Below are 15,809 nucleotides of genomic sequence, written 5' to 3' on the forward strand. Positions count from 1 at the left end.
CGGCAGCGCTGGCTACTGACCCACTGCTGCTCGGCCGCCAGCTGCCACAGCAGCAACAGCCCCAGCGGCAACAACAGGGCCAACAAGCAACGCGGCAACGCCGCCAGGTAGCCTATCAGCACCGGCAGCAGGCGCAGTGCGCTGGCAGGGCGGGGAATAGACGTCATGACAAACACTCCAGCTAGACAGAAACGAAGACAGTCGGACCCGGCCACCGCTGCGGTCCGGCCGAGCTTGGCCGAACCGGCGGCGGAGGCTCGCGCTGGTTTACAGCTTGGCGCTGCCTTTCACGTCCAGCGGTTTCCAGTAGTTCCCGAGCCCCTGAGTCTTGAGCGCGTTGTTCAAGTACTTCGGCTCCAGCCAGGCCGACACGTCCAGGTTGCCGCGCAACAACTTGAGCTTCTGCGCCTCGCTGAAGTTGTTGCGGGTCAGCGCGACGAAGTAGTCGTCAAGCAGCGGGCTCTGCACCTCCCGCTGCGACACGCCCTCGGCATCGCGCTTGAAGGCGCTGAACGGCACGCCGCTCTTCGCCCACAGCTGGAACAGCGCGTTGCGGTTCTTCTCGTCAGAAGCCCAGGCCGCTTCCTTCACCAGCACGTTGACGATGCGCTGCACCACTTCCGGGTATTTCTTCTCGAATTCCTCGGTGGCGAATACATAGTCCTGCATGTTCAGGCTCTGCGCCTGCGGGTCCTTGCGGGTGGTGTAGACCACCCGCGCCACGCCTCGGTCTTCCAGGGTCAGGATGCTGCTGGAGCTCCACACCGCGTCGACGTCCTTGGTGGTCAAGGCCGCGTTACCCGTAGCAGTGTCCATATTGATCGACTTGAAGTCGCGCTCGGAGAGGCCATGCTTGGCGTAGATCTTGCCGGCGGCCAGTTGCACCGCGGTACCCTTGAACACCGCCACCTTCTTGCCCTTCAGGTCGTCGAGGGTCTTGGCCGGCGAGTCGGCAGGTACCGCCAGGTACAGGTTGGAGCTGCGGCCGTTGGCCAGCAGCAACTTGGTCTTCAGGCCGCCGGAACGGCCGATGATGGCCGGCAGGTCCCCCTCCCAGAACACGTCGAGCAGGCCGTTGGCGACCGCCTCGTTCAGCGCCGGGCCGGCACCGCGGAAATTGTTCCACTCGATCTTGATACCGTCCTTCTGAAACTCCTGCTCCAGCAGGCCCTTGATCTGCACGTTGGCGAACGAGTTGCCGGCGCCGACCGGGCGGTTGCCGGTGCCGACCAAGGGTGAGCCCAGGCGGATCACCTTGGGCAGCTCGGCGGCGAAGCTCGGGGCGACAACGGCCAGCGCCAGGCCGGCGAGAAACAGGCGTCGGGTCAGTGAAATCATCGTGGGGTCCTCAAAAATCGTTGAATCAGAAGCCGAACTGGAACTGGGCCAGCAAGTCGTTGGTGGTGCGGTTGTTGAGCTGGTCGATCGTGTGGTTCAGGTTGAGCTGGAACTTGGTAGTCTCGGCGAAGAAGATGTTGAGACCCAGCGTGTGGATGTCGGTACGGTCGTGCGCCACGTTCACGTTCGGGTCGTAGCGGTCGAAGCGGTAGAACGGCTGGTAGGACTTCGGCCACCAGTCGTCGAAACGGCCCTGGGCGCGGTAGCCCTTCACGAACTGTTCGCCGATGTTGTAGAACAGCGTGGCGGTGTGCGCGACGCTGCGGCGCTCGCCGATACTGAAGTTCTGCGCGGTGCCGCTGGCGGTCGCATCGCGGCCGACGTTGTACTCGTAGGTGATGCCGATCGGGTGGTGGTTGTACGCCAGGTCGAGCCCGTAGCGGTCCTTGCGACCGGTGCCGACCAGGCTGTTGGCCGCGCCGACGAACAGGTTCTGCGTGCCCTTGTAGATCGACGCACCGAGCGTCAGCTGACGCAGCCAGGAGTTGTAGTCGGACGGCAGCGTGAACGCGATCCGGCCGATCCAGTCCTTGGCGCTGTTGTCGTCCGGCTTGTTCGGGCCATTGCCGTTGACCGCGCCGAGCGCGTACGAGAACAGCGGCGCGCGGTAGTTGTAGCCGTAGTCGACGGTCGGCGAGAGGTCGCCACGCAGGATCAGGCCGATCTGGCGCCGCGCCAGGTCCATATTGCCCGGCAGAGTGTATTGGGCGTTGTTGATGGTCGGCTTCAGGTCTTCGGTGGCCTGCACTTCCTGGGCGTACGGCAACAGCTGTTGGCCGAACGTCAGGCCGGCGCGCGCCGTATCGGGGCTGATCGTCGGCAGGAAGTTGTAGGTCAGGTTGGCATCGAGCAGGTTGAGGAAGCTGTTGTTGGTGCCCTGCTGCGGCGAGGTACCGAAGCGCAGCGTGTAGTCGAGGTTGCGACCCTCGTCGTAGTCCTTGTACAGGTTGCCGGTAAAGGCCACCTGCACCGCGCCGAAGTCGAAGGTACTGTGGCGGTTGTTGACCGCGTTGCCCTGCCCCGTCGCCCCCGAAACATTAGTGCCCTGGTCGCTGGTGGTGAACTTGGTCTGGATCACACCGCTGACGTTGAGCGCGCGGCTCGACTGAGCGGTCTTGGTGTCGGGTCGCGCTGCACCTGGTACTTGAAGTTTTCCAGATCGGCCTGCAGGCCGTTGATGTCGTCGCGCGTCGCGTACTCTTCCGGCGCGCCCACCGGCGCCGGCTCGGTGGGCGGGTTGACGACGGCGGTGGCGACCGGCAGCTTCGGCGCCTTGGCGACGGTCGGAGCCGGCTTCTGCGCCTTCAGCTGTGCCTGCAGCTCGGCGACCGCTTGCTGCAGCGCCTTGACCTGCTGTTCCAGCTCTTCATTGCTGGCGGCCAGCGCCGCCGGGGCGATCCCTGCCAATGCGAGCGCCGCCACCAGCGCGCGTGGGGTCGATGTCGTCATGCTGAATGTCCCTTGTTTTTAGTGTCATTGCATCGGCCGGCAGAACGTTGCCGCCGGCCTCATCGTGGCTTTCCCGCCTATATAAGCAGAAAGCATGCCAGTCTGTTTTATTAGAAAAACCCGCTATAAACAGCCCCGATTGCTGCGATCGCAGCATTCGGCCGCAACAGACTGCTGCAATGGCGACAGGACAAGGGCGGCGGCAAAACGACAAGGCCCCGCACAGGCGGGGTCGTTCAAGGTTGGCCGAACCTACAGTGAAGCCCGGCAACAACAAGGGGGAATCAGGCGGCGCCGGCAGGCCGGCTACGCGGGCAAAAAGAAACCCCGCCGCAGCGGGGTGGGGTCGTCGGATCGCACCGGGTTTACGGCGCCGGATTCGGCCAACGGGTGTGGATCGCCTCGATCTCGGCCAGGAGCTCGTCGGACAGCGTCAGCTGGATGCTGTCGAGGTTCTCCCGCAGCTGTTCCACCGTGGTCGCACCGATGATGGTGCTGGTGACGAAGGGCCGGCTGTTCACATAGGCCAGCGCCAGCTGCGCCGGGCTCAGCCCGTGGCGGCGTGCCAGCGCCACATATTCGGCCGTGGCCGCCTGGGCCTGCGGATTGCTGTAGCGGATGAAGCGGTCGAACAGCGTCAGCCGCGCGCCGTCCGGACGCCCCCCGTTCAGATACTTGCCGGACAGCACGCCCATGCCCAGCGGCGAGTAGGCCAGCAGGCCGACCCGGTCGCGCTGGCTGAACTCGGCGAGGCCCACCTCGAAGCTGCGGTTGAGCAGGCTGTACGGGTTCTGGATGCTGACCACGCGCGGCAGGCCGAGCCGTTCGGCGGCGGCGAGGAACCGTGACAGCCCCCACGGCGTCTCGTTGGACAGGCCGATGTAGCGCACCTTGCCGGCGTCGACGAAGCCCTTCAGCACCGCCAGCGTCTCCTCGATCGGCACGTTGCCGTCGTCGCCGCCGTCCCAGCGGTAGCCCAGTTGGCCGAAGAAGTTGGTGCGGCGGTCCGGCCAGTGCAGCTGATACAGGTCGACGTAGTCGGTGCCCAGCCGCGCCAGGCTGCCGTCGAGCGCCTCGGTCAGGCTCGCCTTGTCGAAATGGTTGCGGCCGCCGCGGATGTGGCTCGGGCGCTGCGGGTCGTGGATCGGGCCGGTCGCCTTGGTGGCGATCAGCGCCCGCCGACGGTTGCCGGCGGCACGGCCGAGCCAGCTGCCGACGATACGCTCGGTCTCGCCCTGGGTTTCCGGGCGCGGTGGCACCGGGTACATCTCGGCGACGTCGATCAGGTTGACGCCGTAGTCGAGCGCCAGCTCGATCTGGCGATGCGCTTCCGTCTCGCTGTTCTGCTCGCCCCAGGTCATCGTGCCGAGGGTAATCAGGCTGACCTTGACGTCGGTCGCACCAAGCGGGCGGTATTCCATTGAGACTCCTTGTGAAATGCGGCGGTCGGCGACGGCAGCAGGCCGTGCCGTTTCATCAGTGTACGCAGGACGTGGCGGGTGAGGCCGAGCCGGGCCGCCGCCTGCACCTGGTTGCCCCGGCTGGCCGACAGTCCCTGCTCGATCAATAGCCGTTCGACTCGCTGATGCACGTCCGGTTCGGCCGACGCGATCAGTTCGGCCAACTGTTCGGCCAAGCCTGGCCAGCCGGCGTTGTAGACGACCGGTGCCGTCACGCCGCCGACGACGGCGCCGCGCAGCGGCAGGTGACGCGGCTCGATCAGGCCGTGGTCGGCGGTCAGGAGCGCGCAGTGCAGCGAGTTTTCCAGTTCACGGATATTGCCCGGCCAGGCGTAGCCGAGCAAGGCCGCTTCGGCCGCCTCGCTCAGTTGCGGACGTGGCGTCCCCAGCCGCTGGCCGTAATGGCTCAGGAAGTGCCGCGCCAGCGGCAGGATGTCGCCCGGCCGCTCGCGCAGCGGCGGCAGACGCAGCGTGACGATATTGAGCGGTACAGCAGGTCGAGGCGGAAGTGGCCGGCGGCCACCGCGGCGGCCAGGTCGACGTTGGTCGCCGACACCAGCCGGATGTCGAGCGGGATCGGCCGGCGCGCGCCAAGCCGCACCACCTCGCGCTCCTGCAGCACCCGCAGCAGTTTCACCTGCAGCGCCAGCGGCAGGTCGCCGACCTCGTCGAGGAACAGCGTGCCGCCGTTGGCCGCCTCGAACCACCCTTCGCGTCGGCCGGCGGCGCCGGTGAACGCACCGGCCTCGTGGCCGAAGAACTCGCTTTCGGCCAAGGTTTCACTAATCGCACCGCAGTTCACCGCGATAAACGGGCCACGCCGACCGCTCAGTTCGTGCAGGTGGCGCGCCAGCAGCTCCTTGCCGGTACCGGTCTCGCCGCAGATCAGCGCCGGCGCGTCGCTCGGCGCCACCCGCTCGGCCTGCGCCAAGAGCGCCTGCGAAGCCGGGTCGGCGAACAGCAGCGCCTTGGCGCGGATCGACGGGCGGATCTTATCTTCCAGTGGCAGGGTAAGAACGGTAGCGGGGGGCATGGTGGCGGGCTCCTGTTGATCGACGATTTGCCGCTTTTTACAGCTTGGCGATCGACACCTCGGTCGACTTCACGAAGGCGATCACCTCGCTGCCCGGCTTGAGATCGAGCTCCTTCACCGACCGGGTGGTGATCACCGAGGTCACCACGCCGGCCGGGGTGCTGACGTCGATCTCCGACAGCACCGGACCCTCGATGATTTGCTTGATGGTGCCGCGGAATTGGTTGCGCACATTGATCGACTTGATGCTCATGCTGCTTTCCTTTCGGGTAGGGTAAGGGACCAACACCGCCACCGTCTGGCATGGCAGATGTCATGGGAAATCACTCTACTCGTGGTTTTTTATTTCAAAAAATAATTAATGCCCAATTTGAAATAACAAATAAGCCTATTGATGCCTTTGCGGCAAACGGCGCCTGCTCACTGCCGCGATCGCGACAGCCGACGACTCGACAGTCGCCGCCATCATCCTAGCCTCCATCAGCAAACCCACGATAAATCAGCGTACTGAGTGAAACCCCTGCCACTTCGCATCGTTGGCACACATCCTGCATAGAGAGTCCTCGCCTTCAACCCGACGAGTATTCTCCATGACAATCACCACCCAGCTCTCTCGCGCCCTCCACTACCTGCCGGGTCAGGCCTTGGCCACGCCACAACCGCCGGAGGCGGTCGACATCGTCCCCACCGGCGGCGCGCTCGGCGCCGAGGTTCATGGCCTGGACGCACGCCGGCCGCTCGCTGTCGGCCGAACTGCTGTTGCGCCTGAAGGCCGCGCTGCACCAGCATCTGACCCTGATCTTCAAACGGCAGACGCTGTCCGAAGAGCAGCAGTTGGCGTTCGCCAGCTACTTCGGCTCGGTATTCCGCCCGCCCGAGGACGTGCCGGTGCTGGCCAGCGCCCAGGCCACCGGCCTGCCGCCCGACGTGGTCGCCGTGTCCAACCTGCCCAGCGGCCACACCGGCCACGGCGAACTGACGCCGCATGCCGACCACCAGTGGACACCGCTGCCGTCGAGCGGCTCGCTGCTGTACGCGCTGGAGCTGCCGCAAAGCGGCGGTGACACCAGCTGGTACAACCTGGTGCAGGCCTACGAGGACCTCGACGACGACACCCGTCATGAGATTGACCGCTTGCAGCTGATCACCTACAACCCGTTCCTGCGCCCGTTCGACGGCTCGCCGCGCCCGCTCTACCGTACGCCCGACCGCGAGCCGATCGGCGCCGCCTTCACGCATCCACTGGTTCGCACCCACCCGGACAGCGGCCGCAAGGCGCTGTACCTGAGCAGTCACGTCGAGGTGGAAATCCCGGGCTTCGACCCGGTGGCCGGTGCGGCGCTGATCGAGCGGCTGCGCGCCCATCTGGCCGACCCGCGTTATCGCTACACCCACCGCTGGCAGGTCGGCGACATGGTCTATTGGGACAACCAGGTCACCCTGCATTCGCGCACCGCGTTCGACCCGAACGACCGCCGGGTGCTGAAGCGCGTCAGCCTGGCCGGCAGCCGCCCGTTCTGAATCGAGACATGCAGGCTGGTTCCCGGCGATCTCCCAATGAAAAAGCGCGCCGGTCCTGAAAACCGACGCGCTTCTTAGTCATGACACAAGCACAGCTGTCCCGATCGACACTGCCCCGCGTTCGACCCTGCTCCCGCCGCATCCCATCGCTGCGGCGCTCATGTCCGGGCCGGTCAACGCAGCAGCATGATCCAAGCTGGACTGGACAATTCGCCATCAATCCACTACAACGAGCAGATAAGCCAAAACTGATGATAAGTGTTTAAATTTATTGATCAAACCAAACCGGCGGGCGCACCCAGCCCGCCGCAACCAGGCCCGGTACGCCGTGGCGACCACACCATGACGCCAAGGGGTTTGGGAGAAAGGCAATGAAGTTGTTCGCCAGCGGAGCCCGACTGACCGCGCTCGCATGGGTGCTAGCGAGTGCGTGCTACTCCGTTTTGGCGCAGGCCTACGACGCTCGCAGCCCATTCGGCGAGTTCGGTCGCGATGACTGGCACCGTACCGACCGCAACTGGGACGGCAGCCCAATCAGCCCCGCTGTGGCCAGCGCCTCCGCCACACCAACCATCGCTCCCCCCATCGCCCGAGTCGAGGCTGAAATGCCGACATCAAACGGCCAGCAACGAAGCAGTCAAGCCCCTCTCCCGGTCGTCTGCATCGTGCTGGCCAGCGACGATGCGCTCGCCGGAAACCGGCCGCCGCTGCTCGGCAAGCAAGGCGCCGCCGTTTCACTGAGTAACAGCGTCGTCGCCGGTGAACAGGGCCGTGCCGTATCACTGGTCAATGCCTTGCTAGACACGACCAACCAGACCGCGACCTGGACCCTGACAAGGGTACTGAGCACCGTTGAGCGATAGATGTCGCCCTGGTCCCGACCCGGCTGAATGCCGCGAATGCGTATCAAATACGATATCGGCCGGTGAGGGGCAAAAGCCTCGGTTTCATGGTGCCGGGTTAAGCTGTTCAGCGAGGGGGATTGGGCGTAAGAGTAAAGCAAACGAGCCGGAGAGACAACCAAGCGCTACGACCTGGCCGGCCTCTTGGGCCGGTTATTGCTAGAAAAGTATTTAGAAGAACTTCTAAATAAGACAGAAATGACAGGCAACAAAAAAGCCGGTCGAAACCGGCTTTGAATCGCTTGACGTTATTACTTATTCGATTGGTCGGGGTGAGAAGATTCGAACTTCCGACCCCCTGCACCCCATGCAGGTGCGCTACCAGGCTGCGCTACACCCCGACTGTCGAGCCTCGCATTATAAACACGCGGCTAGAGTTTGCCAATCCCGCTATTTAATCCCGACAGGATAGCCTCCAGCTCGCTGCGCACCTGCTGGGCGGTCAGCGGCGCCGGGTTGGCGGCATCCTGGCCCTGACCGGGGCGACCGGCAAAGCCATCGTCGTACATCAGGTCGCGCAGCCGACGCACCATCAGCACGTCGCGGTGCTGGTAGTGACGGCGAACGCCGCGCTGACGGGAATCGCGCAGCGGTGCGAAGGTTTCTTCCCAGGCGCGCAGCACATGCGGTTTGACGCCGGCCAGCGCACTCACCTCTTCCAGGGTGAAGTAGCGCTTGACCGGGATCGGCGGAAGTTCGGCCTTAGTTGTCGGCATGGAATTGTTCAACCATTCCCTTGAGTTTCTGACTCGCGTGAAAGGTCACAACGCGGCGGGCGGTGATCGGGATTTCTTCCCCGGTCTTCGGGTTGCGGCCCGGACGCTGCGGCTTGTCGCGCAACTGGAAGTTGCCGAAGCCCGACAGCTTGACCGCGTCGCCGGACTCCAGCGCAGTACGGATTTCTTCGAAGAACGTCTCTACCGTGTCCTTGGCTTCGCGCTTGTTCAAGCCCACCCTGTCAAACAACAGATCGGCCAACTCGGCTTTCGTCAAAGTCATGATTTCCCCTTACTGCAGCAACGAAAGTAAATCAAAGCGCGCCCCCTGACAAGCAAGGGGCGGCTATTCATGCGATTAAATCAGGCGCGCAGCACGGCACCCTGTGCGCTGGCGGCGGCCAGCAGTGCGGCGATCGCCGGTTCGACGTCTTCGTCGGTCAGCGTCTTGGCCGCATCCTGCAGCTGGATGCGGAACGCCAGGCTCTTCTTGCCCTCTTCCACACCCTTGCCGCGGTACACGTCGAACAGGCCGATGTCGGTGACAATCGCCGGCGCCGCGGCACGCAGCGCGGCCAGCAGCTCGCCGTAGTTGGCGGCCTCGTCGACCACCAGCGCGAGGTCGCGACGCACCGCCTGGAATTTCGACACCGGTTTGGCCTTGACCATATTGGCCGACAGCACCGCGTCGAAGTCCAGCTCGAACAGCACCGGCGCGCTCGGCAGGTCGTAGCCCTGCACCCAGCGCGGATGCAGCTCGCCGATCACGCCGATCGCCTTGCCGTCGAGCAGCACCTCGGCCGCGCGGCCCGGGTGCAGCGACGGGTGGCTCACCTTGCGGAACTCGGCGACGCGCGGCGCCAGCAGCGCCTCGACGTCGGCCTTCACGTCGTAGAAGTCGACGCGCTCGGCCTTGGCGCCCCACTGTTCGGCCAACCTCGGCCCCCAGGCGAGACCGCCGATGCGTTCCGGCTGGTCGAAGCCGTCGGCGCCCTTGCTGAACACCCGTGCCAGTTCGAACACGCGCACGCGCGGCTGCTTGCGGTTGAGGTTGCCGACCAGCACGTCGACCAGGCCGCCGATCAGCGTCGAACGCATCACGCTCATCTGGCTGGCGATCGGGTTGATCAGGCGCACCGGGTCGGTGTTGGCGGCAAAGTCCGCTTCCCACTGCTCGTCGACGAAGGCGTAGGTCACCACTTCCTGATAATCGCGGCCGGCCAGCAGATGGCGCAGCGCTTCGCGCGGACGGCGCTCTTCCGGCAGCGGCAGCATGCGCATGCCCGAGCGCGGCGTGTCCGACGGGATCGCGTCGTAGCCGTAGACCCGGGCGATCTCCTCGATCAGGTCTTCCTCGATCGCGATGTCGAAGCGGAAGCTCGGCGCGGTCACGGCAAAGCCGTCGGCGGTGGCGCAGTGCGGCAGGCCCAACCGGCCCAGGATGTCGGCGATCTGTTCGGCCGACAGCGCGACGCCCAGCACCTTGGCGACGCGGGCGGTGCGCACGCTCACCTCGTCCCGCGCCGGCAGCTCGCCGACGGTCTCGGTCAGCGGGCCGGCTTCGCCGCCGCAGATCTCGATCAGCAGCTGGGTGGCGCGTTCCATCGCCTCGTGCTGCAGCGCGAAGTCGACGCCGCGCTCGAAGCGGTACGACGAATCGGAGCCGAAGCCGAGCTCGCGGGCACGGCCGGCGATCGCCTCCGGCGCGAAGTACGCGCTCTCGAGGAACACGTCGCGAGTCGCGTCGGTCACGCTGCTGTCCAGGCCGCCCATGATGCCGGCGATGCCGACCGCACGGGCGTCGTCGGCGATCACCAAGAGGTCGTCGGTCAGCGCCACTTCCTTCTCGTTCAGGCAGACCAGCGTCTCGCCCGGCTTGGCCATCCGTACGGTGATGCCGCCGGACAGCTTGGCCAGGTCGAAGGCGTGCATCGGCTGGCCGAGTTCCAGCAGCACATAGTTGGTGATGTCGACCGCGGCCGAGATCGAACGCAGGCCGGAGCGCTCCAGACGGCGACGCATCCATTCCGGCGTCGGCGCGGCGGCGTTGACGTTCTTGACGATACGGCCAACGTAGCGGCCGCAGGCGGCCGGCGCGGCGATCGAGACTGGCAGCTTGTCGTCGATCACCGGGGTCACCGGCGGGATCGCCAGCGGCGACAGCGCCGCGCCGGTCAGCGCCGCCACTTCGCGGGCGATGCCCTTGATCGACAGGCTGTCGGCACGGTTCGGGGTGATCTTCAGCGTAAACAGCGTGTCGTCCAACGACAGACAGTCACGGATGCTCTGGCCGACCGGCGCGTCGGCCGGCAGCACCAGCAGGCCGTCCGCGTCGTCCGGCACGCCCAGTTCCTTGCCGGAACACAGCATGCCGCCCGACTCGACGCCACGCATCTTGGTCGGCTTGATCTTGAAGTCGCCCGGCAGCACCGCGCCCGGCAGCGCGCACGGCACCTTCTGGCCGACGGCCACGTTCGGCGCACCGCAGACGATCTGCACCAGCTCGCCGGTACCAGCGTCTACCTTGGTCACGCGCAGTCGGTCGGCGTTCTCGTGCTTGGCGACTTCTTTCACCTCGGCCACCACCACACCGGTAAAGGCCGGCGCGGCGGCTTCGGTTTCTTCCACTTCCAGACCCGCCATGGTCAGCAGGTAGGACAGCGCGTCGCTGTCGATCGACGGATTAACCCAGCTTCTCAGCCACTGTTCGGAAAATTGCATTGTTCTTTACCCTGCCGGCGCTCAGTTGAACTGTTTCAGGAAAGTGAGATCGTTGTCGAAGAACAGGCGCAGGTCGTTGACCCCGTAGCGCAGCATCGCAAACCGATCGAGACCGAAGCCGAAGGCGAAACCGGTGTACTTTTCCGGATCGATGTTGACGTTGCGCAGCACGTTCGGGTGCACCATGCCGCAGCCGCCGATTTCCAGCCAGCCGCGCTCGCCGAGCACGTCCACTTCGGCCGACGGCTCGGTGAACGGGAAGAACGACGGGCGGAAGCGCACCTGCAGGTCGTCACGCTCGAAGAAGCGGCGCAGCCAGTCGGTGACCACCGCCTTCAGGTCGGCGAAGCTGACACCCTCTTCCACCCACAGGCCTTCCATCTGGTGGAACATCGGCGAGTGGGTCGCGTCGGAGTCGACGCGGTAGACGCGGCCCGGCGCGACGATCTTGATCGGCGGCTCGTTGTTGAGCATGTAGCGCACCTGGATCGGCGAGGTGTGCGTGCGCAGCAGATTGCCGCCCTCGACGTAGAAGGTGTCGGCCATCGCGCGCGCCGGGTGGTTTTCCGGAATGTTCAGCGCCTGGAAATTGTGGAAGTCGGTCTCGATTTCCGGACCGTCGGCCACTTCGAAACCCATCGAGCGGAACAGCTCGCTGACGCGCTCCAAGGTCAGCGTCACCGGATGCAGGCCGGCCGGCTGGCTGCCGCGGCCCGGCAGGGTCACGTCGAGCGCCTCGGCGGCGAGCTGCGCCTCCAGTTTGGCGTGATTGATCGCGTCGCGACGGGCGTTGTGCGCGTCGGCAAAGCGCTCCTTGGCGGCGTTGATGGTGGCACCGGCGGCCTTGCGCTCCTCGGCCGGCAGCTTGCCCAGTTGTTTCAGCAGTTCGGTCAGCTCGCCGCTCTTGCCCAGAAAGCGAGCCTTGACTTGTTCCAGTTCGACAAGGTCGGTAACGCCGGCGAGCGCCGCCAGCCCCGCCTCGACAATTGCGTCCACGTTCTGCATGAGTCGTTCCATATAGTGGAGAAGGCTTGCCACAAGCGCACGCGCTTCGAGCAAGCCATCTCGGTCAATCCGGGGCAAATCCAAAAAAAAGGGAGGCGTAAGGCCTCCCTTTTTAATTTCCAGCGATTAGGCGAGGCTCGCTTTGGCTTTTTCCACGATGAGGGCAAAAGCCGGCTTGTCGAACACAGCCATGTCAGCCAGTACCTTGCGGTCGAGTGCAATCGCGGCTTTCTTCAGGCCGTTCATGAACTTGCTGTAGCTCAGGCCGCACTCGCGAGCTGCCGCGTTGATACGGGCAATCCACAGTTGGCGGAACTGACGCTTGCGCTGACGACGGTCGCGGTAAGCGTACTGGCCGGCTTTCATCACCGCCTGTTTGGCGATGCGATAGACGTTCTTGCGACGGCCACGGTAGCCCTTCGCCAGGGCCAGAACTTTCTTGTGACGAGCGCGAGCGGTTACACCGCGTTTAACACGAGGCATTCTTTAACTCCTTAAGCGTAGGGCAACATTTTGTTAACAGACGCCATGTCGCAGGCATTCACCATGGTGGTGCCGCGCAGTTGGCGTTTGGTCTTGGTGGTCTTCTTGGTCAGAATATGACGCTTGAAAGCGAACGAACGCTTCACACCACCATTGCCCAACACTTTCAAGCGTTTTTTCGCGCTCGACTTGGTTTTCATTTTCGGCATGGAAAAGCTCCTGCAGAATTTTCTTAGATTCGGCACCGGGTGATCTTTCGATACTTGGAACCCATGTACCACGCTTTTAGCCACCCGAATCGAGCGGCACAAAATCAACACGGCAGGTCACCCTGCCGTGCCAAGTCGATGATTATACCCGATTATTTCTTCTTCGGGGCAACCATCATAACCATCTGACGACCTTCCAGGCGCGGGAACTGCTCGACCGTGCCGATCTCGGCCAGGTCCGCTTCCACGCGCTTAAGCAGCGCCAGACCGATGTCCTGGTGCGCCATCTCACGACCGCGGAAACGCAGCGTGATCTTGGCCTTATCGCCGTCAGTCAGGAAACGAACCAGATTGCGCATCTTGACGTTGTAATCGCCTTCGTCAGTGCCCGGCCGGAATTTGACTTCCTTGATCTGAATCTGTTTCTGCTTCTGCTTGGCTTCGTGCTTTTTCTTGGACGTTTCGTACTTGAACTTGCCGTAGTCCATCAGCTTGGCCACAGGAGGCTGTGCGGTTGGGGAAATTTCCACCAGATCGACATCCTTCTCTTCGGCCAACGCCATTGCCTCACGCAGACTCACGATACCGAGCTGCTCGCCTTCCGTGCCTACCAGACGGAGTTCGCGGGCGGTAATTTCGCCGTTGATCCGTGCTTCGCGTTCCTGAGCTATAGCCAAATCTCCTATTACAAATTCATCAAGCCTGCCGTCTTACGCTGCGGGCAATTCTGCCTTGAGACGCTCGACAAAGTTGTCCAGCGTGAGCTGCCCGAGGTCTTCACCACGGGCACGAACGGCAACCAAACCGCCTGCCTTTTCCTTGTCGCCCACGATAATCTGGTACGGCAGCTTTTGCAGACTGTGTTCGCGGATTTTATAGCTGATCTTCTCGTTTCTCAAGTCGAGCTCGACGCGGAAGCCTTGTTTTTTCAGTGTTTCCGCAATGTCATTCGCGTAATCGGCCTGCGCTTCGGTGATATTCATCACCACCATCTGCACCGGCGCCAGCCATAGCGGGAAGGCCCCGGCGTGGTTTTCGATCAGGATGCCGATGAAGCGCTCCATCGAACCGACGATGGCACGATGCAACATCACCGGACGCTTGCGGGTGTTGTCGTCGGCCACGTATTCGGCACCGAGACGCTCCGGCAGCACGAAGTCGAGCTGCAGGGTGCCGCACTGCCAGGAACGGCCAAGCGCGTCCTTGATGTGATATTCGATCTTCGGACCGTAGAACGCCCCCTCGCCCGGCAGCTCTTCCCACTCCACGCCGCAGGCAGCCAGCGCGTCGCGCAGCCCCTGTTCGGCCCTGTCCCACACCTCGTCGGAACCGGCGCGCTTCTCCGGGCGCAAGCTGAGCTTGATCGCCACGTCGTGGAAGCCGAAGTGATCGTAGACCTGCATGGTCAGCTCGTTGAACGCACGCGCCTCGGCGTTGATCTGGTCTTCGGTACAGAAGATATGCGCATCGTCCTGCACGAAACCGCGCACGCGCATCAGGCCGTGCAGCGCGCCGGACGGCTCGTTGCGGTGGCAAGCGCCGAATTCGGCCAGACGCAGCGGCAGGTCACGGTAGGAGCGCAACCCCTGGTTGAACACCTGGACGTGGCCCGGGCAGTTCATCGGCTTCACCGCGTAGTCGCGCTTCTCCGACTCGGTGGTGAACATGTTCTCGCGGTAGTTTTCCCAGTGACCGGACTTTTCCCACAGCCCGCGGTCCATCATCAGCGGGGTGCGGATTTCCTGGTAACCGGCCTCGGTCAGGGTCTTGCGCATGTACTGTTCGATACTCTGCCACAGGCTCCAGCCCTTCGGGTGCCAGAACACCATGCCCGGCGCCTCGTCCTGCAGGTGGAACAGGTCGAGCGACTTGCCAAGCTTGCGGTGATCGCGCTTTTCCGCCTCCTCCAGCATGGTCAGGTACTGCTCGAGGTCTTCCTTCTTGGTCCAGGCGGTGCCGTAGACGCGCTGCAGCATCTCGTTCTTGCTGTCGCCACGCCAGTAGGCGCCGGCCACCTTCATCAGCTTGAACACCTTCAGCTTACCGGTGGACGGCACGTGCGGGCCGCGGCACAGGTCGGTGAAGTCACCTTCCCTATACAGCGACAGCACTTCGCCCGGCGGGATCGACTCGATGATCTCGGCCTTGTACGCCTCGCCGATCGACTTGAAGTAGGCGATCGCCTCGTCGCGCGGCAGCTCGTAGCGCTCGACCGGGATGTCCTTCTTGGCCAGCTCGGCCATCTTCTTCTCGATCGCCAGCAGGTCTTCCGGGGTGAACGGGCGCTTGTAGGCGAAGTCGTAGTAGAAGCCGTTCTCGATTTCCGGCCCGATGGTCACCTGCGCCTCCGGGAACAGCTCCTTGACCGCGTACGCCAGCAGGTGGGCGGTGGAGTGACGGATGATGCCGAGTGCGTCCGCGTCCCTGTCGGTCACGATGGCGAGGTCGGCATCGTTTTCGATCCGGAACGAGGTATCGACCAGCTGACCGTCGACCTTGCCGGCCAGTGCGGCGCGGGCCAGGCCGGCCCCGATCGAGGCGGCCACGTCGTGAACGGTGACCGACTGTTCAAAGGATCGGACAGAACCGTCAGGCAGGCGAATGTCGGGCATGTCAAACTCCAGCTATCAATGAGCACGTTGTCGCACGCGCTCGGGCAAAGGGCAAAAAAAAAGTGCGGCACGAGCCGCACTTTTCGTCTGTCAGGGTCTTTGGAGCAAGGCCCCGCATGGCTCGTGTTACCGGGCGATACGGGTAGTGGTAGTTCGGAACTTCATTCCGCTTGCTCCATCGAAATGTTTGGTAGGCACGATTGGACTCGAACCAACGACCCCCACCATGTCAAGGTGGTGCTCTAACCAGCTGAGCTACGTGCCTGCAATCAGCAGAGGACGCCATCTTAAACATGCCCC

17 protein-coding genes and 2 tRNA genes are annotated in these 15,809 nt (G+C 63.9%); 2 read left to right on the top strand and 17 right to left on the bottom strand.

Annotation, left to right across the window (positions count from 1 at the left end; translation table 11 throughout):
- Positions 1-267: 267 nt before the first annotated feature.
- From ACZ2IA_RS10840 to ACZ2IA_RS10870, 7 genes are all read right to left on the bottom strand, one after another.
- Positions 268-1,338, bottom strand: coding sequence for an ABC transporter substrate-binding protein (locus ACZ2IA_RS10840; protein ID WP_470292593.1), 1,071 nt, complete (start codon positions 1,336-1,338; stop codon positions 268-270).
- 25 nt (positions 1,339-1,363) lie between these two features.
- Positions 1,364-2,476 carry a putative porin gene (locus ACZ2IA_RS10845; protein WP_470292594.1) on the bottom strand — a complete coding sequence of 371 codons (1,113 nt, stop codon included), beginning with the start codon at positions 2,474-2,476 and terminating at the stop codon, positions 1,364-1,366.
- The gene (locus ACZ2IA_RS10850; RefSeq protein WP_470292595.1) at positions 2,473-2,847 is read right to left on the bottom strand and encodes a hypothetical protein; all 375 of its coding nucleotides are present in this window, start codon (positions 2,845-2,847) and stop codon (positions 2,473-2,475) included. The genes ACZ2IA_RS10845 and ACZ2IA_RS10850 overlap by 4 nt, the downstream gene beginning before the upstream one ends.
- A 365-nt stretch (positions 2,848-3,212) precedes the next feature.
- Positions 3,213-4,268 (bottom strand): NADP(H)-dependent aldo-keto reductase, encoded by a 1,056-nt coding sequence (locus ACZ2IA_RS10855; protein ID WP_470292596.1) that lies wholly within the window; start codon positions 4,266-4,268, stop codon positions 3,213-3,215.
- A complete protein-coding gene (locus ACZ2IA_RS10860; protein ID WP_470292632.1) occupies positions 4,223-4,786 on the bottom strand; it encodes an AAA-type ATPase lid domain-containing protein in 564 nt (187 codons plus the stop codon). The genes ACZ2IA_RS10855 and ACZ2IA_RS10860 overlap by 46 nt, the downstream gene beginning before the upstream one ends.
- Complete coding sequence (locus ACZ2IA_RS10865) at positions 4,714-5,340, bottom strand: sigma-54 factor interaction domain-containing protein (RefSeq protein WP_470292597.1); 627 nt, start codon at positions 5,338-5,340, stop codon at positions 4,714-4,716. The genes ACZ2IA_RS10860 and ACZ2IA_RS10865 overlap by 73 nt, the downstream gene beginning before the upstream one ends.
- A gap of 37 nt (positions 5,341-5,377) precedes the next feature.
- Complete coding sequence (locus ACZ2IA_RS10870; RefSeq protein WP_470292598.1) at positions 5,378-5,593, bottom strand: TOBE domain-containing protein; 216 nt, start codon at positions 5,591-5,593, stop codon at positions 5,378-5,380.
- 461 nt (positions 5,594-6,054) lie between these two features.
- Here ACZ2IA_RS10870 and ACZ2IA_RS10875 point away from each other — a divergent pair, with 461 nt between their 5' ends.
- Together ACZ2IA_RS10875 and ACZ2IA_RS10880 are read left to right on the top strand one after the other, a co-directional pair.
- Positions 6,055-6,861, top strand: a complete 807-nt coding sequence (locus ACZ2IA_RS10875; RefSeq protein ID WP_470292599.1) for a TauD/TfdA dioxygenase family protein — start codon at positions 6,055-6,057, stop codon at positions 6,859-6,861.
- 371 nt (positions 6,862-7,232) lie between these two features.
- A complete protein-coding gene (locus ACZ2IA_RS10880) occupies positions 7,233-7,724 on the top strand; it encodes a hypothetical protein (RefSeq protein WP_470292600.1) in 492 nt (163 codons plus the stop codon).
- Between the two features lie 303 nt (positions 7,725-8,027).
- On the opposite strand, the gene ACZ2IA_RS10885 is transcribed toward ACZ2IA_RS10880, so the two are convergent.
- The 10 genes from ACZ2IA_RS10885 to ACZ2IA_RS10930 all read right to left on the bottom strand — a co-directional run bounded on the left by ACZ2IA_RS10885 (position 8,028) and on the right by ACZ2IA_RS10930 (position 15,774).
- Positions 8,028-8,104 (bottom strand) — tRNA-Pro (locus ACZ2IA_RS10885).
- Between the two features lie 30 nt (positions 8,105-8,134).
- Positions 8,135-8,479 carry a MerR family transcriptional regulator gene (locus ACZ2IA_RS10890; protein WP_470292601.1) on the bottom strand — a complete coding sequence of 115 codons (345 nt, stop codon included), beginning with the start codon at positions 8,477-8,479 and terminating at the stop codon, positions 8,135-8,137.
- Complete coding sequence (locus ACZ2IA_RS10895) at positions 8,466-8,762, bottom strand: integration host factor subunit alpha (protein WP_470292602.1); 297 nt, start codon at positions 8,760-8,762, stop codon at positions 8,466-8,468. The genes ACZ2IA_RS10890 and ACZ2IA_RS10895 overlap by 14 nt, the downstream gene beginning before the upstream one ends.
- 80 nt (positions 8,763-8,842) lie before the next feature.
- Positions 8,843-11,200, bottom strand: coding sequence for a phenylalanine--tRNA ligase subunit beta (gene pheT / locus ACZ2IA_RS10900; RefSeq protein WP_470292603.1), 2,358 nt, complete (start codon positions 11,198-11,200; stop codon positions 8,843-8,845).
- A gap of 21 nt (positions 11,201-11,221) precedes the next feature.
- Positions 11,222-12,205: a phenylalanine--tRNA ligase subunit alpha gene (gene pheS / locus ACZ2IA_RS10905; protein WP_470292604.1), complete on the bottom strand. Its 984-nt coding sequence runs from the start codon at positions 12,203-12,205 to the stop codon at positions 11,222-11,224.
- Positions 12,206-12,331: 126 nt separating this feature from the next.
- On the bottom strand, positions 12,332-12,688 hold the full coding sequence (gene rplT / locus ACZ2IA_RS10910; protein ID WP_470292605.1) for a 50S ribosomal protein L20: 357 nt from the start codon (positions 12,686-12,688) through the stop codon (positions 12,332-12,334).
- 11 nt (positions 12,689-12,699) lie between these two features.
- A complete protein-coding gene (rpmI, locus tag ACZ2IA_RS10915; protein WP_470292606.1) occupies positions 12,700-12,897 on the bottom strand; it encodes a 50S ribosomal protein L35 in 198 nt (65 codons plus the stop codon).
- A 152-nt stretch (positions 12,898-13,049) separates the two neighbouring features.
- Entirely contained in the window at positions 13,050-13,574 is a 525-nt protein-coding gene (infC, locus tag ACZ2IA_RS10920; protein ID WP_470292607.1) for a translation initiation factor IF-3, read from the bottom strand.
- Positions 13,575-13,607: 33 nt separating this feature from the next.
- Positions 13,608-15,509 (bottom strand): threonine--tRNA ligase, encoded by a 1,902-nt coding sequence (gene thrS / locus ACZ2IA_RS10925; RefSeq protein ID WP_470292608.1) that lies wholly within the window; start codon positions 15,507-15,509, stop codon positions 13,608-13,610.
- Positions 15,510-15,697: 188 nt separating this feature from the next.
- A tRNA-Val gene (locus ACZ2IA_RS10930) sits at positions 15,698-15,774 on the bottom strand.
- Positions 15,775-15,809 lie beyond the last annotated feature (35 nt).

The sequence above is a fragment of the Crenobacter sp. CS_VA4 genome (assembly GCF_055597485.1).

Bases quoted from the DNA above. Each gene is read 5' to 3' on its own strand.
- ACZ2IA_RS10855 (WP_470292596.1), bottom strand. From the start codon at position 4,268: ATGGAATACCGCCCGCTTGGTGCGACCGACGTCAAGGTCAGCCTGATT.
- ACZ2IA_RS10875 (WP_470292599.1), top strand. From the start codon at position 6,055: ATGGCCTGGACGCACGCCGGCCGCTCGCTGTCGGCCGAACTGCTGTTG.
- ACZ2IA_RS10895 (WP_470292602.1), bottom strand. From the start codon at position 8,762: ATGACTTTGACGAAAGCCGAGTTGGCCGATCTGTTGTTTGACAGGGTG.
- ACZ2IA_RS10865 (WP_470292597.1), bottom strand. From the start codon at position 5,340: ATGCCCCCCGCTACCGTTCTTACCCTGCCACTGGAAGATAAGATCCGC.
- ACZ2IA_RS10870 (WP_470292598.1), bottom strand. From the start codon at position 5,593: ATGAGCATCAAGTCGATCAATGTGCGCAACCAATTCCGCGGCACCATC.
- pheS (WP_470292604.1), bottom strand. From the start codon at position 12,205: ATGCAGAACGTGGACGCAATTGTCGAGGCGGGGCTGGCGGCGCTCGCC.
- rplT (WP_470292605.1), bottom strand. From the start codon at position 12,688: ATGCCTCGTGTTAAACGCGGTGTAACCGCTCGCGCTCGTCACAAGAAA.
- ACZ2IA_RS10850 (WP_470292595.1), bottom strand. From the start codon at position 2,847: ATGACGACATCGACCCCACGCGCGCTGGTGGCGGCGCTCGCATTGGCA.
- ACZ2IA_RS10840 (WP_470292593.1), bottom strand. From the start codon at position 1,338: ATGATTTCACTGACCCGACGCCTGTTTCTCGCCGGCCTGGCGCTGGCC.
- thrS (WP_470292608.1), bottom strand. From the start codon at position 15,509: ATGCCCGACATTCGCCTGCCTGACGGTTCTGTCCGATCCTTTGAACAG.
- rpmI (WP_470292606.1), bottom strand. From the start codon at position 12,897: ATGCCGAAAATGAAAACCAAGTCGAGCGCGAAAAAACGCTTGAAAGTG.
- ACZ2IA_RS10880 (WP_470292600.1), top strand. From the start codon at position 7,233: ATGAAGTTGTTCGCCAGCGGAGCCCGACTGACCGCGCTCGCATGGGTG.
- ACZ2IA_RS10890 (WP_470292601.1), bottom strand. From the start codon at position 8,479: ATGCCGACAACTAAGGCCGAACTTCCGCCGATCCCGGTCAAGCGCTAC.
- pheT (WP_470292603.1), bottom strand. From the start codon at position 11,200: ATGCAATTTTCCGAACAGTGGCTGAGAAGCTGGGTTAATCCGTCGATC.